Annotated in this window: 22 protein-coding genes; 6 read left to right on the forward strand and 16 right to left on the reverse strand. The window is 65.4% G+C overall.

Translation table 11 applies throughout. The annotated features are described in order from the left end of the window. Positions 1-49: 49 nt before the first annotated feature. The 4 genes from tadA to ACYUME_RS20950 all read right to left on the reverse strand — a co-directional run bounded on the left by tadA (position 50) and on the right by ACYUME_RS20950 (position 3,831). Positions 50-532 (reverse strand): tRNA adenosine(34) deaminase TadA, encoded by a 483-nt coding sequence (tadA, locus tag ACYUME_RS20935; protein WP_460416664.1) that lies wholly within the window; start codon positions 530-532, stop codon positions 50-52. Continuing rightward, complete coding sequence (locus tag ACYUME_RS20940; RefSeq protein WP_460416666.1) at positions 532-1,914, reverse strand: multicopper oxidase family protein; 1,383 nt, start codon at positions 1,912-1,914, stop codon at positions 532-534. Before ACYUME_RS20940 ends, tadA begins: the two co-directional genes overlap by 1 nt. A 195-nt stretch (positions 1,915-2,109) precedes the next feature. Further along, entirely contained in the window at positions 2,110-3,144 is a 1,035-nt protein-coding gene (locus ACYUME_RS20945; protein ID WP_460416668.1) for an NAD(P)/FAD-dependent oxidoreductase, read from the reverse strand. Between the two features lie 99 nt (positions 3,145-3,243). Beyond that, positions 3,244-3,831, reverse strand: a complete 588-nt coding sequence (locus ACYUME_RS20950) for a TetR/AcrR family transcriptional regulator (protein ID WP_279881655.1) — start codon at positions 3,829-3,831, stop codon at positions 3,244-3,246. Between the two features lie 122 nt (positions 3,832-3,953). Between ACYUME_RS20950 and ACYUME_RS20955 the strand changes: the two genes are divergently transcribed. Then, complete coding sequence (locus tag ACYUME_RS20955) at positions 3,954-5,150, forward strand: MFS transporter (protein WP_460416670.1); 1,197 nt, start codon at positions 3,954-3,956, stop codon at positions 5,148-5,150. Between the two features lie 68 nt (positions 5,151-5,218). On the opposite strand, the gene guaA is transcribed toward ACYUME_RS20955, so the two are convergent. From guaA to ACYUME_RS20975, 4 genes are all read right to left on the reverse strand, one after another. Continuing rightward, entirely contained in the window at positions 5,219-6,796 is a 1,578-nt protein-coding gene (gene guaA / locus ACYUME_RS20960) for a glutamine-hydrolyzing GMP synthase (protein WP_279881661.1), read from the reverse strand. A gap of 75 nt (positions 6,797-6,871) precedes the next feature. After that, complete coding sequence (gene guaB, locus ACYUME_RS20965) at positions 6,872-8,341, reverse strand: IMP dehydrogenase (RefSeq protein WP_279881663.1); 1,470 nt, start codon at positions 8,339-8,341, stop codon at positions 6,872-6,874. Positions 8,342-8,427: 86 nt separating this feature from the next. Further along, positions 8,428-8,985, reverse strand: a complete 558-nt coding sequence (locus ACYUME_RS20970) for a sugar ABC transporter ATPase (RefSeq protein WP_460416672.1) — start codon at positions 8,983-8,985, stop codon at positions 8,428-8,430. Positions 8,986-9,032: 47 nt separating this feature from the next. Continuing rightward, positions 9,033-9,788: a sulfite exporter TauE/SafE family protein gene (locus ACYUME_RS20975; protein ID WP_460416674.1), complete on the reverse strand. Its 756-nt coding sequence runs from the start codon at positions 9,786-9,788 to the stop codon at positions 9,033-9,035. 97 nt (positions 9,789-9,885) lie between these two features. Between ACYUME_RS20975 and ACYUME_RS20980 the strand changes: the two genes are divergently transcribed. From ACYUME_RS20980 to leuA, 4 genes are all read left to right on the forward strand, one after another. Then, positions 9,886-10,764 carry a LysR family transcriptional regulator gene (locus tag ACYUME_RS20980; protein WP_460416675.1) on the forward strand — a complete coding sequence of 293 codons (879 nt, stop codon included), beginning with the start codon at positions 9,886-9,888 and terminating at the stop codon, positions 10,762-10,764. 122 nt (positions 10,765-10,886) lie between these two features. Continuing rightward, positions 10,887-12,266, forward strand: a complete 1,380-nt coding sequence (gene xseA / locus ACYUME_RS20985) for an exodeoxyribonuclease VII large subunit (protein ID WP_460416677.1) — start codon at positions 10,887-10,889, stop codon at positions 12,264-12,266. Between the two features lie 3 nt (positions 12,267-12,269). After that, complete coding sequence (locus ACYUME_RS20990) at positions 12,270-13,097, forward strand: M23 family metallopeptidase (RefSeq protein WP_279881674.1); 828 nt, start codon at positions 12,270-12,272, stop codon at positions 13,095-13,097. Between the two features lie 370 nt (positions 13,098-13,467). Continuing rightward, the gene (leuA, locus tag ACYUME_RS20995) at positions 13,468-15,141 is read left to right on the forward strand and encodes a 2-isopropylmalate synthase (RefSeq protein WP_186713889.1); all 1,674 of its coding nucleotides are present in this window, start codon (positions 13,468-13,470) and stop codon (positions 15,139-15,141) included. A 221-nt stretch (positions 15,142-15,362) separates the two neighbouring features. Here the strand turns inward: leuA and ACYUME_RS21000 are convergent, their stop codons facing one another. Genes ACYUME_RS21000 through zwf form a run of 3 tightly spaced genes read right to left on the reverse strand, consistent with a single transcriptional unit; the run spans position 15,363 to position 18,224 of the window. Further along, positions 15,363-16,037, reverse strand: a complete 675-nt coding sequence (locus ACYUME_RS21000) for a bifunctional 4-hydroxy-2-oxoglutarate aldolase/2-dehydro-3-deoxy-phosphogluconate aldolase (protein ID WP_279881680.1) — start codon at positions 16,035-16,037, stop codon at positions 15,363-15,365. A gap of 17 nt (positions 16,038-16,054) precedes the next feature. After that, entirely contained in the window at positions 16,055-16,768 is a 714-nt protein-coding gene (pgl, locus tag ACYUME_RS21005; RefSeq protein ID WP_460416679.1) for a 6-phosphogluconolactonase, read from the reverse strand. Beyond that, the gene (gene zwf, locus ACYUME_RS21010) at positions 16,755-18,224 is read right to left on the reverse strand and encodes a glucose-6-phosphate dehydrogenase (protein ID WP_186734093.1); all 1,470 of its coding nucleotides are present in this window, start codon (positions 18,222-18,224) and stop codon (positions 16,755-16,757) included. The genes pgl and zwf overlap by 14 nt, the downstream gene beginning before the upstream one ends. Before the next feature lie 191 nt (positions 18,225-18,415). On the opposite strand from zwf, the gene hexR reads away from it, so the two are divergent. Continuing rightward, positions 18,416-19,279: a DNA-binding transcriptional regulator HexR gene (gene hexR / locus ACYUME_RS21015; RefSeq protein WP_172402443.1), complete on the forward strand. Its 864-nt coding sequence runs from the start codon at positions 18,416-18,418 to the stop codon at positions 19,277-19,279. Here the strand turns inward: hexR and ACYUME_RS21020 are convergent. From ACYUME_RS21020 to ACYUME_RS21040, 5 genes are all read right to left on the reverse strand, one after another. Continuing rightward, the gene (locus ACYUME_RS21020) at positions 19,272-20,126 is read right to left on the reverse strand and encodes a D-hexose-6-phosphate mutarotase (protein ID WP_460416681.1); all 855 of its coding nucleotides are present in this window, start codon (positions 20,124-20,126) and stop codon (positions 19,272-19,274) included. The genes hexR and ACYUME_RS21020 overlap by 8 nt on opposite strands. A gap of 118 nt (positions 20,127-20,244) precedes the next feature. Next, positions 20,245-21,588 carry a carbohydrate porin gene (locus ACYUME_RS21025; protein WP_460416683.1) on the reverse strand — a complete coding sequence of 448 codons (1,344 nt, stop codon included), beginning with the start codon at positions 21,586-21,588 and terminating at the stop codon, positions 20,245-20,247. Positions 21,589-21,663: 75 nt separating this feature from the next. Continuing rightward, positions 21,664-22,812 carry an ABC transporter ATP-binding protein gene (locus tag ACYUME_RS21030; protein WP_460416685.1) on the reverse strand — a complete coding sequence of 383 codons (1,149 nt, stop codon included), beginning with the start codon at positions 22,810-22,812 and terminating at the stop codon, positions 21,664-21,666. Positions 22,813-22,815: 3 nt separating this feature from the next. Continuing rightward, positions 22,816-23,661, reverse strand: coding sequence for a carbohydrate ABC transporter permease (locus ACYUME_RS21035; protein ID WP_460416687.1), 846 nt, complete (start codon positions 23,659-23,661; stop codon positions 22,816-22,818). Continuing rightward, positions 23,654-24,562: a carbohydrate ABC transporter permease gene (locus ACYUME_RS21040; protein ID WP_186713879.1), complete on the reverse strand. Its 909-nt coding sequence runs from the start codon at positions 24,560-24,562 to the stop codon at positions 23,654-23,656. The genes ACYUME_RS21035 and ACYUME_RS21040 overlap by 8 nt, the downstream gene beginning before the upstream one ends. Positions 24,563-24,693 lie beyond the last annotated feature (131 nt).

Below are 24,693 nucleotides of genomic sequence, written 5' to 3' on the forward strand. Positions count from 1 at the left end.
CAAGCCCGCTCCCACGATATCCGTGGGAGCGGGCTTGCCCCGCGATCGATCATTGACCTTTCGCCCGCCGCGCCTTGAAGAACTCACTCAAGATCGTTCCGCACTCCTCTGCCAGCACCCCACCCTCGAACATCACCCGATGGTTGAGGAACCCCTGGCTGAAGAACTGCCCCTGGCTCTGCACGATCCCCGCCTTGGGCTCCAGCGCCCCGTAGACCACCCGTGCCACCCGCGAATGCACGATCAACCCCGCGCACATGCTGCACGGCTCCAGGGTCACGTACAGCGTGCTGCCCGGCAATCGGTAGTTGCTGGCGGACTTGGCCGCGGCGCGGATCGCCACCATTTCGGCATGGGCGCTGGGGTCGCTGTCGATGATTGGCCGATTGAAGCCCTGGCCGATCACCTGGCCATGCTGCACCAGCACCGCGCCCACCGGCACTTCGCCCAGAGCCGCGCCCTGCGCCGCCAGCTCCAGGGCCAGGCGCATGAATTCCTGGTCGCGGCTGCGATCGATGATCTGCGGTCGCATCAGACCACCGCGATCGCGGCCATCAGGCCGGTTTCCATGTGGTCGATGACGTGGCAGTGGAACATCCAGGTGCCGGGGTTGTCCGCCACCAGCGCCACCTGCGCCCGCTCGTTCTTGCCCAGCAGGTAGGTGTCGGTGAACCACGGCTCGACAATCTTGCGCCGATTCGAGGCGATCACCTTGAAACTCATGCCGTGCAGGTGGATCGGGTGCTGGTACTGGGTCATGTTCTTCAGCTCGAAGATATAGCTCTTGCCCTTGTGCAGCGTGGCGATCGGCCGGTCGGCGCAGGTCTTGTCGGTGATGTCCCAGGCCTGGCCGTTGATCTGCCACAGGCTCGGCGGCTTGCCGTTCTCGGTGTTCACCGAGACCTTGCCGACCCATTCGAAATTGAAGTTGAGCTTCTCGGCGTTCTCCAGGTCCGGTTCGGCCACCGGATTGGGCGGCAGCGCCTTGGGCCAGTCGCCAGGCGCTTCGCTGCTGGCCACCGAGCGCAGGGTACCCAGGCGCACGAAGCCGTCGCGCAGGGAGATCTCTTCGCCGGCCTCGGGAATGCGGATCGCCAGGCAGATGCGCATGCCCGGGCCGAGCCAGTACTCGTCGTCCAGCGGACGCGGAGTGACCGGATTGCCGTCGAGGGCGTAGATCATCGCCTCGCAGTTGCCCTTGAGGTTCAACCGGTAGGTCCAGGTGTTGTCCAGGTTCAGCAGGCGCACCCGCACGACCTGCCCCGCCGGCAGTTCGGTGACCGACTCAGGTTGGCCATTGATGGTGATCAGGCGCCCCGCGGTGCCGTTGCGGGCAGCCTCGCGGGGGATGCTGAAGGGCATCCAGGCGCCCTGCTCGTCCACGTGCCAGTTCTTCAGGCTCAGCGTACGCTCGTGCCTGAAGCCGGTCGGCTCGCGCTCCTCGACGATCAGCGGCCCGACCAGGCCGCGCCCCAGCTCCTCGGAGCTGCTCACATGCGGGTGGTACCAGTAGCTGCCGGCATCCGGCACGCGGAACTTGTAGTCGAAGTACTCACCCGGCTTGACCGGCAGCTGCGAGACGTACGGCACCCCGTCCATCTCCAGCGGCAGGCGAATGCCATGCCAGTGAATGGTGGTCTCCACCGGCAGGCGGTTGATGAAGCGCACCCGCAGCCAGGTGCCTTGGCGCACCCGCAGCTCGGTGCCCGGCGCCGACGGGCCGAAGGCCCAGGCTTCGGTCTTGAAGCCTGGCACCAACTCAACATCCAGGGGCGCGGCGATCAGTTCGTAGTCGTGCCCGGCGTTGTCGTCCTCGACCTTGCCCAGCCAGTAGCGCGCCGCGCCTCCGGCGCCTAGACCTACCACCACCAGGCCGGTCAGGCCCTTGAGCATTTGTCGACGGGTAAAGGACATCAGTGCGGGTACCTCGTTTCAGCGCGATCAAGCTGCCAGCGGGGCTGGCGATGAAGGGCGAATACGATACACCTGCATTTGCGAAATATTAAGTGAAGTCTTGTCGCAGGACGGCCAGCGGCGCAACGCCTCCATTATCCATCCGAGCCCTATGCGCACGGCTCCCACTGGTTCGCCAGGATCGCCGGCAGCAAATCATGCCGACTGCACTGCAAGTATGTCTTCAGCGGTCTGCCGGCCCAGCAGCGGCGCCAGAATGACGCCTGGATGGGCGACAGCGACAAACAGCCCCTCGAAGCCTGGCAGAAACCGACGTAACGGCCAGCCATCGGTTGTCTTGGGTCGTTGCACGGCATGCAGCGAACGCAACGTCACCGCGCAGTCCGGGTGCAGTGATTGGCGAACCGCCGCCAGGCTGGCCCGGCCCAGGGCTTGCAGCTTGTCATGCCCAGGAAAATCGGCGGCAGACAACAAGCCACCAGCCAGCGTCGGGCGCAGTTCAAGGGACTGGCCATAAAGCAGATGACGCAGTGATACGGATCGGGCATCGAAGCGCAGCAACACCGCCGGTTCTTCGTAAAGAGGCAGTTGCACATCCAGCGGGCCGACCAATGCCTGGGCGCCCATCGCGTTGGCCAGCACCACCACGTCAGCCTGGATGACGCCACCCAGGGTACGCACGCCGCAGACCCGATGCCCATTGAGTACAAGACCCGAAACCTCACAGCCGGCCAGCAAGCGTGCGCCATCCGCTTGCGCGGCGGCCAGCAGGCGGTGGGCCAACTGGTCCGGTTCCACGGCAAACTCTTCAGGCGCCCAGAGCGCCAGCTCCGGCGGCCGTACCAGGGCCGGTTCCAGTTGCTGGATCTGCTTGCGTCCGACCTCCGCCATGCTCACGCCAGCGGCCTGCTGCTCGGCGAGCATGCGCTGGGTTTGCTGGTCACTGTCGAGCCAGATCAAGGCGCCCTGCGCAGCCACCGGCAATGGCCCAAGGGCCTGTGCCAGACGAGCGAACTCGCCGAGCGCCTGCTGCTCGAGTGCGAACCGGGCGGGATGCTCGGAAGGCAGGCGGCTACCCGTGCCAACCCAGCCGTAGGATTGGCCGGTGACGCCCTGGCCCATGGCACGCTCGCGCTCGAACACGGTGACCCTGGCCCCCCGACGGGCGAGATGCCAGGCAATCGAGGCACCGAGAATGCCGCCACCCACCACTGCTGCATGAAGCGCCATGGCACAGCGTCCTTGTACAAAGCCGAAGAAACGCAGTGTGGACAAGAATCGGCAGGACGTCTGTGAACAATCGTGTCGGGGCCGCGTCAGGATCGGTCATCACCTGTGGGCCAACAACCCGCGCAACAGTAGCCTCAGGGCTTCAAGCCCCTGTTCCAGGCGCGCCTCGCTATCCTCTCCCTGCGCGATCCACTGCGCGGCCTCGGCCAGGCTGCCATAGATCAATGCCGCCAATGCCCGCGGATCGGCCTGGGTCATCACGCCCCCCTCGACCAACTGCCGCACCAGCCGCTGCATGGTCGCCAGGCACTGCTGGTGCGAGGCGTGCGAGGCAGCGCCCAGCACCGCCCGGGCATCACGCAGCACGATGCGTTGCATATCCGGCTCCACGGCCATCTCGAGGTAAGTGCGACAACGGCGCTGGAAACCTTCCCAGGCATCCTCGGCGGTAACGGTGATGCGGTTCAGGCGCTCGTCTACCTCGCCGTCTATCTGCGCCACCACCGCCGCCAACAAGCCCTGCTTGTCACCGAAATGATGGTAGAGCGCGCCCCGTGTCAAACCCGCTCGGGCTGTCAGGTCATCCATCGAGGTATTGGCGTAGCCCTGCTCACTGAATACCTTGCGCGCCATGGCCAGCAGCGTGGCTCGCGTCTGCTCCATCTCGGCGCGGGTGCGTCGGACCATGCGCTCTCTCCTTTACATACACACTGCATGATTGATTACATTCAAAGCGTATGTATATGATCCATTCATACGCATTGCACGTATTTTCGCCAACACACCTCGCAGTGACAAGGGACTGGATCATGGGCACATCGACTGGCGCAGCACCCCTGCATGACAATTGGCTCGCGGTCGGCGCCGCGGGTCTGGCCACCTTCTCGGTGGTCACCACGGAAATGTTGCCGGTGGGCTTGCTGACGCCCATCGCCGAAACCCTGGACAGCAGCACCGGCACCACCGGCCTGACACTGACCCTGCCCTCGCTGCTGGCCGCGCTGTTCGCCCCTCTGGTCGTGGTCGCCGCCGGCGGCGTGGACCGCCGGCGGATCCTCTGCGGCCTGCTGGGCCTGCTGGCGCTCGCCAACCTCGCCTCGGCGCTGGCCCCGGACATCGGCTGGCTGCTGGCGGCACGGGTGCTGGTCGGTTTCTGCATCGGCGGCATCTGGGCCATCGCCGGAGGGCTGGCCGCACGCTTGGTAGCCAACCCTGCCGTCGGCCTGGCGACGGCCATCATCTTTGGTGGCGTGGCGGCCGCCTCGGTGCTGGGCGTGCCGCTGGGCGCGATGATCGGTGATTTCGTCGGCTGGCGCTGGGCGTTCGCCGGCATGGCCGCGCTCAGCGCATTGGTGCTGCTGTTGCACCTCGCCGTGCTGCCGCCATTGCCTGTCGCCAGCGCGGTGACAGCGCGGCAGTTTTTCGCGCAATCGGGCAATCGTACGCTACGGATCGGGTTGCTGCTCACCCTGTTGCTGGTAGCGGGGCACTTCCTGACCTTCACCTTCGTGCGCCCCCTGCTGCTTGGCTGGTCCGGGTTCGATGGCCAATGGATCGGCGCGCTGCTGTTCGCCTATGGCGTGGCCGGGATGACCGGCAACTTCCTGGTCGGCCTGCTCGCCTCGAAGCGGCCGGGCACGACCTTGGCGCTGATCGCACTGGGACTGCTGCTGGTGCCGGCGATGTTTCTGAGCGTCGGCCACACGCCCGTCGGCGGCACCATCGCGCTGCTGACCTGGGGCCTGGCCTATGGCGGCGTTTCGGTCGGGCTGATGACCTGGATGATCAAGGCGGCGCCATCGGCGGTGGAGGTGGCCACGGCGCTGTACATTGCCGTGTTCAATGGCGCTATTGCCCTGGGATCGTGGGCGGGAGGGCAGATCGTGGACGAGCTCGGCCTGGCCGACATGCTGTGGTTGGCCGCAGCGTTGGCAGGCGCAGCGCTGCTGCTGTCCCTGACACGCCTTGAGCGACGCCAGGACGCCAGCGTCGCCAGGCACTGCTGAGAAACGACAAAGCCCGCCTGACGGCGGGCTTTGCGCTTATCGGATCACGGCCCGGGCCGGGCTCACGATCATTCCCACTCGATGGTGGCCGGCGGCTTGCTCGACACGTCGTAGGTGACGCGGGAGATGCCGTCGATTTCGTTGATGATGCGACCGCTGACGGTTTCCAGCAGCTCGTACGGCAGGTGTGCCCAGCGCGCGGTCATGAAGTCCACGGTCTCGACGGCACGCAGGGCCACGACCCAGGCGTAGCGACGGCCATCGCCGACGACACCGACCGACTTGACCGGCTGGAACACCACGAACGCCTGGCTGGTCTTGTGGTACCAGTCGGCCTTGCGCAGTTCTTCGATGAAGATGTGGTCGGCGCGACGCAGGATGTCGGCGTACTCCTTCTTCACTTCACCGAGGATGCGCACGCCCAGGCCGGGGCCCGGGAACGGGTGGCGGTAGACCATGTCGTACGGCAGGCCCAGCTCCAGGCCGATCTTGCGCACTTCGTCCTTGAACAGTTCGCGCAGTGGCTCGACCAGCTTGAGGTTCATCTCCTCCGGCAGGCCACCGACGTTGTGGTGCGACTTGATCACGTGGGCCTTGCCGCTCTTGGCGCCGGCCGACTCGATCACGTCCGGGTAGATGGTGCCCTGGGCGAGGAACTGGATGTTGTCCAGCTTGCTGGCCTCGGCATCGAACACGTCGATGAAGGTGCGACCGATGATCTTGCGCTTCTTCTCCGGGTCGGCTTCGCCGGCCAGGTTGTCGAGGAACTGCTTCTCGGCGTCGGCGCGGATGACCTTGACGCCCATGTTCTCCTTGAACATGGCCATCACCTGGTCGCCTTCGTGCAGGCGCAGCAGGCCGTTGTCGACGAACACGCAGGTCAGCTGGTCGCCGATGGCGCGGTGCAGCAGCGCGGCAACCACGGAGGAGTCGACACCGCCGGACAGGCCCAGCAGGACGTTAGCCGAACCAACTTGCTCGCGAACCTGGGCGATGGCGTCTTCGACGATGTTGGACGGGGTCCACAGGGCTTCGCAGCCACAGATGTCCTGGACGAAGCGCGACAGGATGCGACCGCCTTGCTTGGTGTGGGTCACTTCCGGGTGGAACTGCACGCCGTAGTAGCCCAGGGCGTCGTCGTACATGCCGGCGATCGGGCAGCTCGGGGTGCTGGCCAGCACGCTGAAGTTGCCCGGCATCTGGGTGACCTTGTCGCCGTGGCTCATCCACACGTCCAGGCCCAGCACGCCGTCGTCATCGACGTGGTCTTCGATGCCGTCGAGCAGGCGGCTCTTGCCGACCACGTCGACGCGGGCGTAGCCGAACTCGCGCAGGTCGGAACCTTCGACCTTGCCGCCCATCTGCTCGGCCATGGTCTGCATGCCGTAGCAGATTCCCAGTACCGGGACCTTCAGGTCGAACACGGCCTGCGGGGCGCGCGGGCTGTTGGCTTCGTGGACCGACTCGGGGCCACCGGCCAGGATGATGCCGCGCGGGTTGAATTCGCGGATCGCTTCATCGTCCATGTCGAACGGGTGCAGCTCGCAGTACACACCGATCTCGCGCACGCGGCGGGCGATCAGCTGGGTGTACTGGGAACCGAAATCGAGGATCAGGATGCGGTGAGCGTGAATGTCGAGGGCCATGACTCAATCTCGTCAGTGGAAATCGGAAACGACACGGGGCTGTCGTGACAGCCCCGCTTGCTATTGCTTGAAGCCTCAGCCTACGCGGTAGTTAGGGGCTTCTTTGGTGATCTGCACGTCATGCACGTGGGATTCGGCCATGCCGGCACCGGTGATGCGCACGAACTCCGGCTTGGTGCGCATCTCTTCGATGGTCGCGCTGCCGGTGTAGCCCATGGACGAACGCAGGCCGCCCATCAGCTGGTGGATGATCGCGGCCAGGGCGCCCTTGTACGGCACGCGGCCTTCGATACCTTCCGGCACCAGCTTCTCGGCGCCGGCCGAGGAGTCCTGGAAGTAGCGGTCGGAGGAGCCTTGCGCCTGTGCCATGGCACCCAGCGAGCCCATGCCACGGTAGGCCTTGTAGGAGCGACCCTGGAACAGCTCGACTTCACCCGGAGCCTCTTCGGTACCGGCGAACATCGAACCCATCATCACGCACGAAGCGCCGGCGACGATGGCCTTGGACAGGTCACCCGAGAAACGGATGCCGCCGTCGGCGATCAGCGGCACGCCAGTGCCTTCCAGCGCGGCGGCGACGTTGGCGATGGCGCTGATCTGCGGCACGCCGACACCGGCAACGATACGGGTGGTGCAGATCGAGCCTGGGCCGATGCCGACCTTGACCGCGTCGGCGCCGGCTTCTGCCAGGGCCTTGGCGGCGGCGCCGGTGGCGATGTTGCCGCCGATCACCTGCACTTGCGGGTAGGTCTCTTTCACCCAGCGAACGCGATCGATCACGCCCTTGGAATGACCGTGGGCGGTGTCCACCACCACCACGTCAACGCCAGCGGCCACCAGGGCGGCAACGCGCTCACCGGTGTCCTTGCCGGTGCCGACTGCGGCGCCAACGCGCAGACGACCCTGGTCGTCCTTGCTGGCCAGCGGGTAGGCCTTGGCTTTCTCGATGTCCTTGACGGTCATCATGCCCTTGAGGTTGAACTTGTCGTCGACGATCAGGACTTTTTCCAGGCGGTGCTTGTGCAGCAGCTCACGGACTTCGTTCTTGTCGGCGCCCTCGCGCACGGTGACCAGGCGCTCTTTGGGCGTCATCACCTCGCGCACCTTGGCGTCCAGGCGGTTCTCGAAGCGCACGTCACGGGAGGTGACGATGCCGACCAGATCACCGTTGGCCAGTACCGGAACACCGGAGATGTTGTTCAGGCGGGTCAGTTCGAACAGGTCGCGCACGGTGGCGTCGGCGTCGATGGTGATCGGGTCCTTGACCACGCCGGCCTCGAACTTCTTGACCTTGCGCACTTCGCCGGCCTGCTGCTCGATGGTCATGTTCTTGTGGATGATGCCGATGCCGCCTTCCTGGGCCATGGCGATGGCCAGGCGCGCTTCGGTCACGGTATCCATGGCGGCGGAGACCAGGGGAATGTTCAGCTCGATGCCACGAGTCAAACGGGTCTTGAGACTGACTTCATTGGGCAGTACCTCGGAGTAGCCAGGTACAAGGAGGATATCGTCGAAGGTCAGGGCTTCTTGGCTGATACGCAGCATCGCGGGGGCTCCCGGGAGGGAAAAATGGAAGCGCGCCATTATACCCATCCATGGCGCGCCGCTCAATGCAAAATAAGGGCCTTCGGTCAGCCTTGCGGCAGTTTTACCTGTACCACCGCCACCGGCTGGTCCAGCCAGTCGGCGAAGCTGTCGAGAAAGGCCTGGGTGAACCCGGCCTCGCCCCAGTTGTTGAAGATGAACCCCAGGTTGGAAAAGGCACAGGGCTGCAGGTAGAGGAAGCCATTGATGTCATCCTCGAAGCCGCACAGCGGGCAGGTGAAATTGTCGCTCACCCCCGGCATCCATTCTTCCAGGCTCTCGAACAGCGGCTCGCCCACCTCGCGCCGGCATTCCGGGCAGCCGGCCTCTTCGAGAAAACCGTCGGTGGGGGTGTAGATGCAGCGCTTGAGCATCACCTCCAGACCATTGACCTGCTCGCCAAGCGGTAGCTTGTGCGGGTGCAGAGCTACCTTGCGCGCCCCCTCGGCCAAGGCATGGCCCATGCGGTTACCGGTGCGGCCACAGGTGGTCAGCTGTTCCTCGACGATCTTCTCGCGCACCAGCCAGCGCAGGATGGCGCGGGCACGGGCCTCGTGGACCGGCACGGTGGAGAGTTTGGGGACGATGATGCTCTGGGTGTTCATGCGCGAGGGGCCTGCAGACTGCGGTGGTCGCGCATTCTACCGCCTGCTCAGACACTCAGATAGCGACCGATCAGCGCCAGGCCGCTGGCCAGCACCAGCCAGGTGATCAGCCGCACGAAGGCCTCGCGGGACAATTTCAGGGTCAGCCGCCGCCCCAGCCAGGTGCCGAGGACCATCACCGGCAGCAGGCAGGCGGCGAGTGACAGCAGGCTGGCGTCGGCATAGACCCCGGCGATGAGGAACAGCGACAGGCGCACCACGGTGCTGCAGCTGATCAATGCGACCTGGGTCGCGCGCACCTGCTCCTTGGCCTCCAGCCGTGCGCCCAGATAGATCGCGTAGAGAAAGCCACCGCTGCCGAACAAGGCGCCGAACAACCCACCCACGGTGCCCATGGGAGCCGCCCACAACGCCGACAGGCTCGCCGGTCGCACCTTCACCGCGAGGCCATAGACCGCATAGGCGGTGACGAACACGCCCATCAGCAACAGCAGCACATCCGACTTCAAGCGCAGCAGGAACACCACGCCCAACGTGCAGCCCACGGCCATGAACGGCAGCAGGCGCAGCAGTTCGCCGCGCACCACGTCACGCCGCGACGGCAGCAGGTTGCCGAGCGCGGCGACGAAGTCCAGCAGCACCAGCAGCGGGATGATCCGCGACAGCGGCATGAAATGGATCAGCACCGGGCCTGCGACCAGCGCGGTACCGAAGCCGGCGATGCCGAAGACGATATAGGCCACGGCCACGCCGAGCAGGATCGGTAGCCAGTCGAGGGCGGAAAACGGCAGTTGAGCGAACATCGCGACAGCTCCTGGGAAGACAGCTGAAGGTTAGCCAGCGACAAGCCATGCCGACTAATATGCCTTTACGCCATGAGCCATCTCGAAAAGGCATGACATGACTTCCACCCGCCAATTGCGCTACTTCGTCGAAATCGCCGAAAGCGGTAGCTTCAGCGCCGCCGCCGAACGGCTATACATCGCCCAGTCGGCCTTGAGCCGGCAGATCAAGGAGCTGGAACTGCAGCTCGACACGGCCTTGTTCGAACGCACCGCGCGCCAACCCCGGCTGACCGCCGCCGGTCAACTGTTCCTCGAGCGTGCCCGGCGCCTGCTGGCCGACCTGGACAAGGCCGAACGCCTGGCCCGGGAAGTCGGCCAGGGCCTGCGCGGCAGCTTACGGCTGAACCACTCCAGCACCGTGCCGTTGACCGGTCAGTTGCTGCAGCGCCTCGGCACCTACCTTGAGGACAACCCTGGCGTCTCGCTGGAGATCGCCCAGCAATCGTCGGAGGCGCAATTGGAAGACATCGCCGAAGGCCGCCTGGAGATCGGCTTGCTGCGCCTGCCGGTGTTGCGCCAGCACGAGGGCGTGGAGCTGCATGCGCTGTTCGACGAACCGCTGTTGCTGGCGGTGGCGGCAAGCCATCCACTGGCCACGGCGGACAGTGTTCGGCTGGGGCAACTGCGCGAGGAGCGCTTCATTTCCATACCCCATCGCCAGCGCGGCGGGCTGAGCTACCTGTCGGCGTCGTTGTGCATGAACGAAGGATTCTTTCCCCAGGCGGCACAGGTGGTGTCGCGCAAGACCACGCAACTGCAGCTGATCCAGGCCGGGTTCGGGGTGGCGTTGTTGCCGGCGAGCATGCGCGAGATCGCCCCGCCATTGGTGCGTTTCGTGCCACTGGCCGAGGCGTGCCAAAGTACCGTGGCGCTGGCTTGCCGGCGGGATGCCGGGGAGCTGGTGCGCCAGTTCGTGGCGATCATGCAAGGCTGAAGGCCGCTATCGCGGGGCAAGCCCGCTCCCACGCCCTAGGTCGTATGTACGTGGGAGCGGGCTTGCCCCGCGATAGCGGCCGGCACAGACAACCAGGCCTTCGCTCCTTTATGATGCCCGCCATGATCAGAGACCCTTTCGAACGACTCGGCCTGGACCGCGAGGTCCTCACCGTCAGCCAGCTCAACGGCCGCGCCCGCGTGCTGCTCGAGGACGTGTTCCGCAGCGTCTGGGTGGAAGGCGAGATTTCCAACCTCGCCCGCCCGGCCTCCGGCCACCTGTACTTCACCCTCAAGGACAGCGGCGCGCAGATCCGCTGCGCCTTGTTCCGGCAGAACGCCGCCCGCGTGCGCCAGGCCCTGCGTGATGGCCTGGCGGTGAAGGTGCGCGGCAAGGTTTCGCTGTTCGAGGGCCGTGGCGACTACCAGCTGATCCTCGACACGGTGGAGCCGGCCGGCGACGGCGCCCTGCGCCTGGCCTTCGAAGCCTTGAAGGAAAAGCTCGGCGCCGAGGGGCTGTTCAGCACCGATCGCAAGCAGCCGCTGCCGGCGCATCCGCAACGCATCGGCATCATCACCTCGCCCACTGGCGCGGTGATTCGCGACATCATCAGCGTGTTCCGCCGCCGCGCACCGCAGGTCGAACTCAACCTGATTCCCACCGCCGTGCAGGGCCGCGAGGCCATCGCGCAGATCGTCCGCGCCCTGCAGATGGCCGACCGACAGGGCTTCGACGCGCTGATCCTGGCCCGTGGCGGTGGCTCGCTGGAAGACCTCTGGTGCTTCAACGAAGAGGCCGTGGCCCGTGCCGTGGCCGCCTGCGTGACACCGATCGTCAGCGCCGTGGGCCATGAGACCGACGTGTCGATCAGCGACTTCGTCGCCGACGTGCGCGCACCCACGCCATCGGCCGCCGCCGAACTGCTCGCCCCGGACAGCAGCGGCCTGCAGCAGCGCCTCGACAGCCTGCAACGGCGCCTGCTGCTGCGCATGCAGAGCCGCCTGGCCCACGACCGTCTGCGTGTGGAGGGCCTGGCCCGACGCCTGCGCCATCCTGGCGAGCGCCTGCGCCAGCAGGCCCAGCGCCTGGACGACCTGGACATGCGCCTGCGTCGCGCCTTCATGCTTGGCATGAGCCAGCGCCACGAACGCCTCGGCCGTCTCGACACACGCCTGGCCGCACAGCATCCAGGGCGCAGCCTGAAATTGCTGCGCCAGCGCCTGGACAGCCTGGCCGAGCGCCTGCCACGGGCCATGCGCGACGTGCTCAAGGACCGTCGCCAGCGTTTCCAGGCGCAATTGCAGACCTTGCAGGTGGTCAGCCCACTGGCCACCCTTGCCCGTGGCTACAGCATCCTGCTCGACGAGCGTGGCCAGGCCATCCGCAGCGCCGCGCAGACCCACAACGGCCAGCGCCTGACCGCCCGCCTCAAGGAAGGCGAGCTCAAGGTGCGGGTCGAGGACAACCACCAGACTCCGGTCACCCTCTCGCTACTGGACTGACACATGCCCCGCCTGTTCGCGCCCCTGCTCGCCCTCGCCCTGTTGCTGCCGCTCACCACGGCCCAGGCCAGCTACATCACCCGCACCCTCGACAAGCCGGTGCCCGGCGGCGTGGCCGTGGTCAATCTGGGGCCGGCCGCCAGCGCGCCAAGCGCCCGCTTCGACGGCAAGCCGGTGCTGGTGGTGAAGGAGCAGGACAACTGGCTGGCCATCGTCGGCATCCCGCTCACCCAGAAGCCCGGCAGCGCCGTGCTCACCCAAGGTGGACGCGATATCCGCTTCAGCGTGGGCAGCAAGAAATACCCCGAGCAGCACATCACCTTGAAGAACAAGCGCCAGGTCAACCCCGAGCCCGAGGACTTGAAGCGCATCGACCGCGAGCTGGCCGAACAGATCAAGGCCTACCGCAGTTTCAGCCCGACCCTGCCGAGCAACCTGATCCTCGACAAGCCGGTCAACGGCCCGCTGTCGAGCAAGTTCGGCGTGCGCCGCTTCTTCAACGGCGAGGAACGCAACCCCCATGCGGGCCTTGACTTCGCCGTACCGGCCGGCACGCCGATCAAGACCCCAGCCAATGGCAAGGTGATCCTGGTGGGCGACTACTTCTTCAATGGCCGCACGGTGTTCGTCGACCATGGCCAGGGCTTCATCAGCATGTTCTGCCACATGTCGAAGATCGACGTGAAGCCGGGGCAGGTGCTGCGCCGCGGCGAGGTGGTCGGCCGCGTGGGCTCGACTGGCCGGGCCACCGGGCCACACATGCACTGGAATGTCAGCCTCAACGATGCACGGGTCGATCCTGCGATTTTCATCGGCGCGTTCCAGCCCTGAATGCGTAATCGCGGGGCCAGCCCGCTCCCACGCAGCCGACGGTGGCATCGTGGGAGCGGGCTTGCCCCGCGATTTGCGCAATGAAAAAACATCACGCAATAATATCTCAATAAGACCTTATTGGCAGCCACAAAAACTCCTAAGCATCGTTTTTTTAAGCATTCCTCTCAATTTTCTCGCAATGCTTGCCATCCCCCAACCCACTGGTTAGGGTTGAGCCTATGAACATCTTCAGCACCCTGCTCCGACAACACCGCAGCCTCTGCCTGGTCAGCGCCCGACTACCAGGGTGAATCGCGTCGCCTCGCCTTTTTCTCTCGTTTTCGTTTGGCAGGCCCGATCACGGCCGCACATAAAAAGGATTGCTTGCATGACCATGCTCAAAGACCCTTCGAAGAAATACCGCGCGTTCCCGACCATCGACCTGCCTGACCGTACCTGGCCGTCGAAGACCATCACCCAGGCGCCGATCTGGTGCAGCTCCGACCTGCGTGATGGCAACCAGTCGCTGATCGAGCCGATGGACTCGGAAAAGAAGCTGCGGTTCTGGAAGACCCTGGTGCAGGTGGGCGTGAAGGAAATCGAAGCGTCGTTCCCGTCTGCCTCGCAGACCGACTTCGACTTCGTGCGCACCCTGATCGAAGACGGCCACATCCCGGACGACACCACCATCCAGGTGCTGACCCAGGCCCGTGAAGACCTGATCGCCCGGACCTTCGAATCCCTGCGCGGGGCCAAGAAGGCCATCGTCCACCTGTACAACGCCACCTGCCCGTCGTTCCGCCGCATCGTCTTCAACCAGGACAAGCAGGGCGTGAAGGACATCGCGGTCAACGCCGCCAAGCTGTTCGTCAAATACGCCGCCCAGCAGCCGAACACCCAGTGGACCTTCCAGTACTCGCCTGAAACCTTCAGCGCCACCGAACTGGAATTCGCCAAGGAAGTATGCGACGCGGTGATCGAGGTGTGGAACCCGACCCCCGAGCACAAGATCATCCTCAACCTGCCGGCCACCGTCGAAGTCGCCACGCCGAACGTCTACGCCGACCAGATCGAATGGTTCTGCCGCAACATCAACCGCCGCGACAGCGTGATCATCAGCCTGCACACCCACAACGACCGTGGCACCGGCATCGCCGCCACCGAACTGGGGCTGATGGCCGGCGCCGACCGTGCCGAAGGCTGCCTGTTCGGCAACGGCGAACGCACCGGCAACGTCGACCTGGTGACCCTGGCGTTGAACCTCTACACCCAGGGCATCGACCCGCAGCTGGACTTCTCCGACATCGACGGCGTGCGCAAGGTCGTCGAGGAGTGCAACCAGCTGCCGGTACACCCACGCCACCCGTATGTCGGCGACCTGGTCCACACCGCCTTCTCCGGCTCGCACCAGGACGCCATCCGCAAGGGCTTCGCCAAACAGCAGGACGGCGAACTGTGGGAAGTGCCATACCTGCCGATCGACCCGGCCGACATCGGCCGCAGCTACGAGGCGGTGATCCGCGTCAACAGCCAGTCGGGCAAGGGCGGCATCACCTACCTGCTCGAGCAGGAGTACGGCATCAGCCTGCCGCGCCGCATGCAGATCGAGTTCAGCCAGGTGGTACAGGGCGAGACCGACCGTCTCGGCCTGGAAATGACCGCCGAGCAGATCTACAAGCTGCTGCAGAAGGAATACCTCCAGGCCAACGCACCGTATGCACTGGTCAGCCACCGCCTGCAGGAAGAGAACGGCAGCAGCCATGTGCAGGTGGAAGTCTCCGGTGAAGGCGAGACCACACTGCACTGGCACGGTAAAGGTAACGGCGCCCTGGAAGCGCTGGTGGCCGGCTTGCCGGTCAGCGTGGAGATCATGGACTACAACGAACACGCCATCGGCGCTGGTACCAACGCCAAGGCGGCGGCCTACATCGAGCTGCGCGTGGCCGGTGGGCGTCCGGTACACGGCGTGGGGATCGACGAGAACATCACCACCGCCAGCTTCAAGGCGCTGTTCAGCGCGCTGAACCGGTCGCTGAGCCAGCAGCAGGCCAAGGCGGCGTAAACCATCGCCGATGATCGAAGCCCGCATCCTCGATGCGGGCTTTTTTATTGCCTATACAGGCCCTATCGCGGGGCAAGCCCGCTCCCACGTGCCTTTCATCGCAGGCGTGGGAGCGGGCTTGCCCCGCGATAGGGCCAGCATTGGCAACACAAATTTCGCAGGCGAAAAAAAGGGGCGCCGACCAAGCGCCCCACAAGCCGTGTAGCACACAACGAAATCTGTCAGTCCAGCAATGCCATCGCCTCGGCGCTGCACGCCTCGATCCGCGCCCAGTCGCCGTTCTTGATCCAGCTGCTGTCGAGCATCCAGGTGCCGCCCACGCACATCACATTGGGCAGGGCCATGTAGTTGCGCACGTTGGCCGGGTTCACCCCGCCGGTCGGGCAGAAGCGGATGTCGCCGAACGGGCCGGCAAAGGCCTTGATCGCCGCCACGCCACCACTGATCTCCGCCGGGAACAGCTTGAAGCGACGGTAGCCGAGGGCATAGCCCATCATGATCTCCGAAGGCGTGCTGATGCCCGGCAGCAGCGGAATGTCGCTGTCCACGCCCGCTTCGAGAATGTCCTGGGTGATGCCCGGGGTGACGACGAACTGCGCGCCCGCGGCCTCGACGGCGGCGAACATGCCGCGGTCGAGCACGGTACCGGCACCGACGCACAGTTCCGGACGCTGCTCGCGCAGCACCTGGATGGCCTTCAGGCCATGCTGCGAGCGCAGGGTCACTTCCAGGGTGCGGATGCCGCCGGCGGCCAGGGCGTCGGCCAGGGGCAGGATGTCCTCCTCACGGGCGATGGTGATCACCGGCAGAATGCGCGCCTGGTCGCAGATCGCGTCGATGCGCTCGGCTTTCTCGGCCATCGAGAGCAAAGGCTGTGGGCGTTCGAGGGTGGTCATGACAATGGGTCCTTGGCTCATGGGCACCAGTAGATGTCCAGGGGATCGTGAAGAAAGGCGCGAATCGGCATTTCGGTTGGGTCTTCGGCCGCCAGGGCGGCACGCAGGGTGGCGAGCTTGCCCGCGCCTTGCACGGACAGGGCGATGAAGCCGGCGCTGGCCAGCAGCGCGCGGGTCATGCTCAGGCGCTGGTGCGGCACGCTCGGCGCCAGCATCGGCAGGCAGCGACGCTCACCCACTTTGGCCAGGCCCTGGCGCAGGTTGGGGCTGGCCGGGAACAGCGAAGCCGTGTGGCCGTCATCGCCCATGCCCAGCACCAGCACATCGATCGGCGGCAGGTCGGCGAGTACCTGATCAGCCTGCTCGGCGGCGGCCTCCAGGGTCGCGCCGCTCTGGTACAGGCCGATGAAACGCGCCTTGGCCGCACCACCCTTGAGCAGGTGGCGGGCCAGCAGGCCGGCGTTGCTGTCGTCGTGCGCCACCGGCACCCAGCGCTCGTCCGCCAGGCTCACGGTGACCTTCGACCAGTCCAGCACCTCTGCCGCCAGCTTCTCGAGAAACGGCACCGGGCTGCGGCCGCCGGACAGCACCACGCAGGCCTGGCCCTTGCTGGCGATGGCCTGACGCAGGCGCTCGGCCACGTCATGGGCCAGGGTCGCCGCCAGGGTTTTCGCATCAGCCAGCTGATGCGCCTTCACCGTCGCCGGCAGTTGCAGTTCAGATATCGCCATACCAGGCCCTCCCATCACGAGTGATCAATGCAATCGAGCTCATCGGCCCCCAGGAACCGGCCGCATAGGGCTTGGGCGCGTCGCCGCTGGTCTTCCAGCCAGCGATCAGCTGATCGCACCATTTCCAGGCGTATTCGATCTCGTCCTTGCGCACGAACAGGTTCTGGTTGCCGCGCATTACTTCCAGCAGCAGACGCTCGTAGGCGTCCGGAATCCGCGCGCTGCGCCAGGTGTCGGAGAAGTTCAGCTGCAGCGGGCCGCTGCGCAGCTGCATGCCCTTGTCCAGGCCCTGCTCCTTGGTCATCACCCGCAGCGAAATGCCTTCGTCCGGTTGCAGGCGAATGATCAGCTTGTTGCCGATCTGCAAACGCTGTTCCGGGGCGAAGATGTAGTGCGGGGTTTCCTTGAAGTGGATGACGATCTGCGACAGCTTCTGCGGCATGCGCTTGCCGGTGCGCAGGTAGAACGGCACGCCCGACCAGCGCCAGTTGCGGATATCGGCGCGCAGGGCGACGAAGGTCTCGGTGTCGCTCTGGGCGTTGGCGTTGTCCTCTTCCAGATAGCCCGGCACCGGCTTGCCGTCGCTGAAGCCGGCGATGTACTGGCCGCGCACCACATGAGTGCTCAGGCCTTCGCCGGTGATCGGTGCCAGGGCCTTGAGCACCTTGACCTTCTCGTCGCGGATACTGTCGGCCGACAGGTCGCTGGGCGGGTCCATGGCGATCAGGCAGAGCAGCTGCAACAGGTGGTTCTGGATCATGTCGCGCAGCTGGCCGGCCTTGTCGAAGTAACCCCAGCGGCCCTCGATGCCGACCTTCTCGGCGACGGTGATCTCCACATGGGAGATGGAGTTCTGGTTCCACTGGGTTTCGAACAGGCTGTTGGCGAAACGCAGGGCGATCAGGTTCTGCACCGTCTCCTTGCCCAGGTAGTGGTCGATGCGGTAGACCCGGCTCTCGGGGAAGAACCGCGCCACGGCGTCGTTGACCCGGCGCGACGACTCCAGGTCATGGCCGATGGGCTTTTCCAGCACCACTCGGGTGCGCGAGGCCAGGCCGGCTTTGTCGAGGTTCTCGCAGATCGCGCCATAGACCGCCGCCGCCGTGGCGAAGTAGGCGATCAGCGGCTGCCCGCTCGGCGCCTGCTCGGCCAGGGCCTGGTAGCCCTCGGGCTCGACGAAGTCCAGGTGCAGGTAGCTCAGGCGCCCGAGGAAGCGCCCCAGGGAAGCGGCATCGATCTCGGCCTCTGGCACATGACGGCGCAGATGGGCTTCGATGTTGTTCAGGTGTTCCTGCACGCTGCCCGGCTCGCGGGCCAGGGCCAGCAGGCGGGTATCCGGGTGCAGGAGGTCGGCGCGGTCGAGCTGGTAGAGCGCGGGAAACAGCTTGCGCAACGCCAGGTCGCCGAGGGCGCCAAAGAGGGCGAAGGTGCAGGGTTCGACACTGATCGCGGCCATGATGTTGGTTCTTTTATTAATGTTGAACTAGGAATACCGGTTTCAACCCTGCTTTTCAAGGGTTAATGTAGTAAAAACCACAACATTCAATACAGCTATTACAGACAAGTGGTGTGTCAATCTTACCGACAGTACGATACACGCCATCGCAAAAAGCCTGCTTCCCGACCCAAGGACACACCATGGACCGCGTGCGCAACCTCCTGGAACAGATCCAGGGCCGCCTCGACGAGCTGAACAAGGCCGAACGCAAAGTCGCCGAAGTCATCCTGCTCAACCCGCAACAAGCCACCCGCTTCAGCATTGCCGCCCTGGCCCAGGCGGCCAAGGTCAGCGAACCGACGGTCAACCGCTTCTGCCGCTCGTTCGGTGTCAGCGGCTACCCCGAGCTCAAGCTGCAGCTGGCGCAAAGCCTGGCCAGCGGCGCCGCCTATGTCAGCCGCGCGGTGGAGGCCGACGACGATCCGGCCGCCTACACCCAAAAGATCTTCGGCAGCGCCATCGCCTCGCTGGACAGCGCCTGCCAGGCGCTCGACCCGCAGCAGGTCAGCCGCGCCGTGGACATGATGATCCAGGCCCGGCAGATCCACTTCTTCGGCCTCGGCGCCTCGGCCCCCGTGGCCCTCGACGCCCAGCACAAGTTCTTCCGCTTCAACCTCGCCGTGTCGGCCCATGCCGATGTGCTGATGCAGCGCATGCTGGCCTCGGTGGCCCACACCGGCGATCTGTTCGTGATCATTTCCTACACCGGGCGCACCCGCGAACTGGTCGAGGTGGCGCGCCTGGCCCGGGAAAACGGCGCCTCGGTACTCGGCCTGACCGCCGCCGGCTCGCCCCTGGCCCAGGCCTGCAGCCTGAGCCTGCACATCCCGCTGCCGGAAGACACCGACATCTACATGCCGATGACCTCGCGGATCATCCAGCTCACCGTGCTCGACGTGCTCGCCACCGGCATGACCCTGCGCCGCGGCGTGGACTTCCAGCCGCACCTGCGCAAGATCAAGGAAAGCCTCAACGCCAGTCGCTACCCGATCGAGGACGACGACCTCAACTGAGCCGGTGCGCCTGCAGCCGCAGGTGCGCCCGCTCCCCCGGCGCCAGGCTCAGGCCCTCGCCACTGCCGCTGGCCGCCTCGACGCAGACGAAGCCCTGGCATTCGCGCCCGGTCACGCCCATCAGCGGGCGATTGCCCGGGTGCCAGACCACGGTGTCGTCGCTGTCGCCGGTGTCGATGCATAGCTCGCGCTGCCAGTCCGGGTCCTGCAACTGCACCTTGGGTGTGCCCGGGTAGACTTTCTGGCAGCCGCCCTTGAGGGTCAGCGCGCCATCCTCACGGCAGGCCTGGCGATTGAGGCGATCGTAGCCTTGGATATCCTCGAGCCCGGACAGCGCTATCTTCGACACGTCGCTGATTCGCCAGTAGGCCAGCAGCGCATGGCTCAGCTGGCAGGGCTCGCTGTCCTGGTGCTCGGTGCTCAGGCTCAGTTCCATGCTCGCGCCGAGCCGGGCGTGCAGGTCGACCTGCCAGTCGCACAGGTCCAGGCGCCACTTCAGGGTCACGCCCTGCTCGTCCTCAAGGCTGTCCACCAGCTTCCAGTCCAGCAGGCGCGCCCAGCCGTGGGCCGGCCACAGGTCCTCGCTGGGATGACGGCCATACCAGGGCCAGCACACCGGCACGCCACCACGGATGGCGCCCACCTGTGGCCACTGCTCGGCGCACCACAGCCAGGGTTTTTCGCCGGCCGGCTGGAAATGCAGCAGTTGCGCGCCCTGGCGGCTGAACACCGCCTGGCAGCTAGGGTGGTCGATGATCAGCACATCGCGCTGCTGGTAACGCTCCCACTCGAAGGTCGGCCTGGGCCGTTGCGAGGTGAAGAAGCGATGTAGCGGATGTTCGGGCATGGTTCCAAGCTCTTTTGTTGTTTGAGATAGCGCTGTCTCGACCCGTGCCCGCTAACCACTGCTGGCCAGTGGTTAGCGGGAGGTCGAGATGGATGGCGTAAATTTACAACAATTTTTCTCAGAATGACGACTGAATCTTCAACCCCGCGACCAGCGCGTTATCCACCTCGTCCACACCACCCGGGCTCTTGATGTACTGCAGGTTCGGGCGCACGGTCAGCCAATTGGTGACGTGGAAGCCGTAGTAGAGCTCGGCGTTGTACTCGGTGCGCTGCAGCGGCACGAAGCCGGGGTTGTCGTAGTCGTTGATGCCACTCTGGGCATTGAGCAGCTCGGCGCGCTTCTTCACGTCGTCGTTGACGTGAATGCGGGCGATGCCGAAGCCGATATCGTCCTTGGGCCGGGCATCGAAGGCGCCTTTGTAGACCAGGCCGACCTGCTGGTAGTTGTCGACCACGTTGGTGGCCTTGTCGTGCACGGTGAAGTTGGCGAACAGGCTCAGGCCACGGTTGACGTCGCCGGCGTGGGCGGTGACCTGCTGCTGCGCCACCACCCACCAGCCGTGCTTGCTGGAGTGCGACTTGAACGCCGCGCCGGTCAGCGCCTGCGGGTTGCCATTGATGTCGTCGTAGACGTCGTCGGCCTTGGCGGTGCTGTAGTAGTAACCCAGGCGGTACTCGCCCGGCAGGCCGTTGACCTTCGGCGACCACACCGCCTCCACCGGCAGGATCGCGCCCTTGGTGCCGCTGCCGCTGAGCTTGAAGCCGTTGCCGGTCTCAAGGTTCGACGGGTTCTGCTCGTAGGCGCCGACCTGGACGAAGAATTCCGGGGTGATGTTGTACTTGACCCGCAGCGCCCACTGGCTGACCGGCCAGTTGTACCAGATGCCGCCGACCCAGTTGCCCACCTGCGAGCCGCAGAACGCCAGGTTCTGGAAGTCACAGGGGAAGCTGTTGAAGTCCTCGCCCTCGCCGAAGCGGCCGAATTTCACGTCCAGCGCGCCGTCGAAGTACTTCTGCTTGATCCACATCTGGGTCAGGCGCCAGGTCTGGCCCCGGCCCCAGACTTCCTGCACCGAGCTGAACTGCCCGGCGCGCGGGTCGCTGATGCGGTCGTTGGACAGGTTGCGGCCGCTACGCTCGGTGATCGCCAGTTTGAACTCGGTGTCCTTCCAGCCGAAGATCTTCTCCAGGTCCAGGTGCGCGCCCAGGGCGAACTGGTCGCTGTAGCGCGCGGTCTTGTCGTCGTTGTAGCCGCCGTGCAGGTTGCCGGCCACCTCGCCGACGTAGTCGAGGGTGAAGTCGTAGCCCTTCTCCAGCAGCTCGGTGCGGGTGCCGCCCCAGTCGCCGGTCATCCATTTCGATTCCGACGAGAAAGCCTCGGCGGCCTGGGCCCCGCTGCTGCCGACCACGGCCAGCAGTGCCAGTGAGCCCAGCGTTCTGATGCGATTGCGATGTTCCATCCCTTTGCGTCCTCTTTTCTTGTTATTAACAGAACGAATCAACGGCCAGGTCTTTTCTGTGGGAGCGTGTCCGGTTCAACGGCCTTTGAAACGCGTCACGTTGTCCTTTACGGCGGTGGCGGCAAGGTCCAGGCGTTCGCCGCTGCCGGCGTCGAACAGCAACACCCGCGCCGGGTCGAACTGCAGGTTGAGGCTGTCGCCGACCCGGCACGCCACATCCGGCGCCAGGCGGCAGCAGACCTTGGTCTGGTTGAGGGTGACGAACACCAGCAGGTCCGGCCCGGTGGGCTCGGTGACCTGCACTTCGGCGCGGATGCCCGGCAGGCCATTGCCCTGCTCCGCCCCCAGGGCGATCTGCTCCGGGCGCACGCCGAGGATGATCTCGCGGCCTTCCAGCTCGTCCGCCGCCACGCCCAGCGGCAGCTCGCAGCGCGCCTGGCCGCTGTCGAGCAGCGCCAGCACGCGCCCGTCCTGCCGGGTCAGGCGCACCGGAATGAAATTCATCGGCGGCGAGCCGATGAAGCTGGCGACGAACAGGTTGGCCGGATCGTTGTAGATCTGCTGCGGCGTGCCGAACTGCTGGATGATGCCGTCCTTCATCACCGCCACCTTGTCGCCGAGCGTCATCGCCTCGATCTGGTCGTGGGTGACGTACACCGTGGTGGTTTTCAGGCGCTGGTGCATCAGCTTGATCTCGGTGCGCATCTCCACCCGCAGCTTGGCATCGAGGTTCGACAGTGGCTCGTCGAACAGGTAGATCTTTGGCCGCCGCGCCAGCGCCCGGCCCATGGCCACGCGCTGCTGCTGGCCACCGGACAGCTGCCCGGGCTTGCGCTCGAGCAGGTGCTCGATCTGCAGCAGCTTGGCGACCCGCGCCACCTCCTCGTCGATGGCCGGCTGGGCCATCTTGCGGATCTTCAGACCAAAGGCGATGTTGTCGCGCACGTTCATGGTCGGGTACAGCGCGTAGGACTGGAACACCATGGCGATGTCGCGATCCTTGGGGCTCATGCCGCTGACGTCCTCGTCGTCGATGAGGATCGCCCCGCCACTGATGCTTTCCAGGCCGGCGATGCAGTTCATCAGCGTCGACTTGCCGCAGCCCGAGGGGCCGACCAGGATCAGGAACTCGCCGTCCTTGATCGCCAGCTGGATGTCCTTGAGCGTGTCCGGCAGGCCCACGCCATAGGTCTTGTGCACATTGCGAAGTTCGAGTGTTGCCATGACTTACCCCTTGACCGCGCCGGCGGTCAGCCCGCGCACGAAATACTTGCCCGCGACCACGTAGACCAGCAGCGTCGGCAGCCCGGCGATCATCGCCGCGGCCATGTCGACGTTGTATTCCTTGGCCCCGGTGCTGGTGTTGACCAGGTTGTTGAGGGCCACGGTGATCGGTTGCGAATCGCCGCTGGAGAACACCACGCCGAACAGGAAGTCGTTCCAGATCTGGGTGAACTGCCAGATCAGGCAGACCATGATGATCGGCGTCGACATCGGCAGGATGATCCGCCCGAAGATGGTGAAGAACCCGGCGCCGTCCAGGCGCGCGGCCTTGACCAGCGCCTCGGGGATGCTCACGTAGTAGTTGCGGAAGAACAGCGTGGTGAAGGCCAGGCCGTACACCACGTGCACCAGCACCAGCCCGCTGGTGGTGCTGGCCAGGCCCAATTTGCCGAGGGTGAACGAGGCCGGCAGCAGCACGGTCTGGAACGGCAGGAAGCAGCCGAACAGCAGCAGGCCGAAGAACAGCTGCGAGCCACGGAAGCGCCACATCGACAGCACATAGCCGTTGAGCGCGCCAATGGCCGTGGAAATCAATACCGCCGGCACGGTGATCAGAATCGAGTTGACGAAGTAGCCGCTGACCGTGGCCCAGGCCTTGCTCCAGCCAATGGAGGTGAACTCGGTCGGCCAGCTCAGCAGGTTGCCAGTGCCGATGTCCTCGGGGGTCTTGAAGCTGGTCAGCAGCATCACCACCAGCGGCACCAGGTACAGCAGCACGGCCAGCAGCAGCACGCCGTGGATGGCGATGCGACTGAGGTTCAGTGCGGGTTTGTCGGTCAGGCTAGTCATGGCGTTTGCCCCGCAATTCGGAATACAGGTACGGCACCAGGATCGCCAGGATCGCGCCGAGCATCAGGATCGCGCTGGCCGAACCCATGCCCATCTGCCCGCGACTGAAGGTGAACGAGTACATGAACATGGCCGGAAGGTCCGAGGAGTAGCCAGGGCCGCCGGCGGTCATCGCCGCCACCAGGTCGAAGCTCTTGATGGCGATGTGCGCGAGGATCATCAGCGAGCTGAAGAACACCGGGCGTAGGCTGGGCAGCACCACGGTCCAGTAGATGCGCGGCAGGCTGGCGCCATCGAGCTGGGCGGCGCGGATGATCGACTGGTCGACGCCGCGCAGGCCGGCGAGGAACATCGCCATGATGAAGCCCGAGGCCTGCCATACGGCGGCGATCACCAGGCAGTACACCACCCGGTCGGGATCAATCAGCCAGTCCAGGCGAAAGCCTTCCCAGCCCCAGTCGCGCAGCAGCTTGTCCAGGCCCATGCCGGGATTGAGCAGCCACTTCCAGGCGGTGCCGGTGACGATCATCGACAGGGCCATGGGGTACAGGTAAATGGTGCGAATGAACCCTTCCCGGCGGATGCGCTGGTCGAGCAGCACGGCGAGGAACACGCCGATGGCCAGGGTGATACCGATGAACAGGCCACCGAACAGCAGCAGGTTCTTGCTCGCTACCCACCAGCGGTCGTTGTCGAACAGCCGGGCGTACTGCGCCAGGCCCGCCCACTTGTAGGTGGGCAGGAAGGTCGAGGTGGTGAACGAGAGGACGAAGGTCCACAGGATGTAGCCATAGAAGCCCACCAGGACGATGAACATGCTCGGCGCCAGCACCAGCTTCGGTAGCCAGCGCTGCAGCGCGTCCAAGGGGGAGGCCCGCAGGCGGGCGGTTGCTGTGGTCATGGTCGGATACCGGAGAAAAGGGTCAACACATCACCTGTGGGGGCGGGCTTGCCCGCGAACACCGGCAAGGCCGGTGCCAGGCACTGCGGTGCCTGCTTCGCGGGCAAGCCCGCTCCCACAGAAGTCTCGCC

The sequence above is a fragment of the Pseudomonas sp. microsymbiont 2 genome, assembly GCF_054788395.1.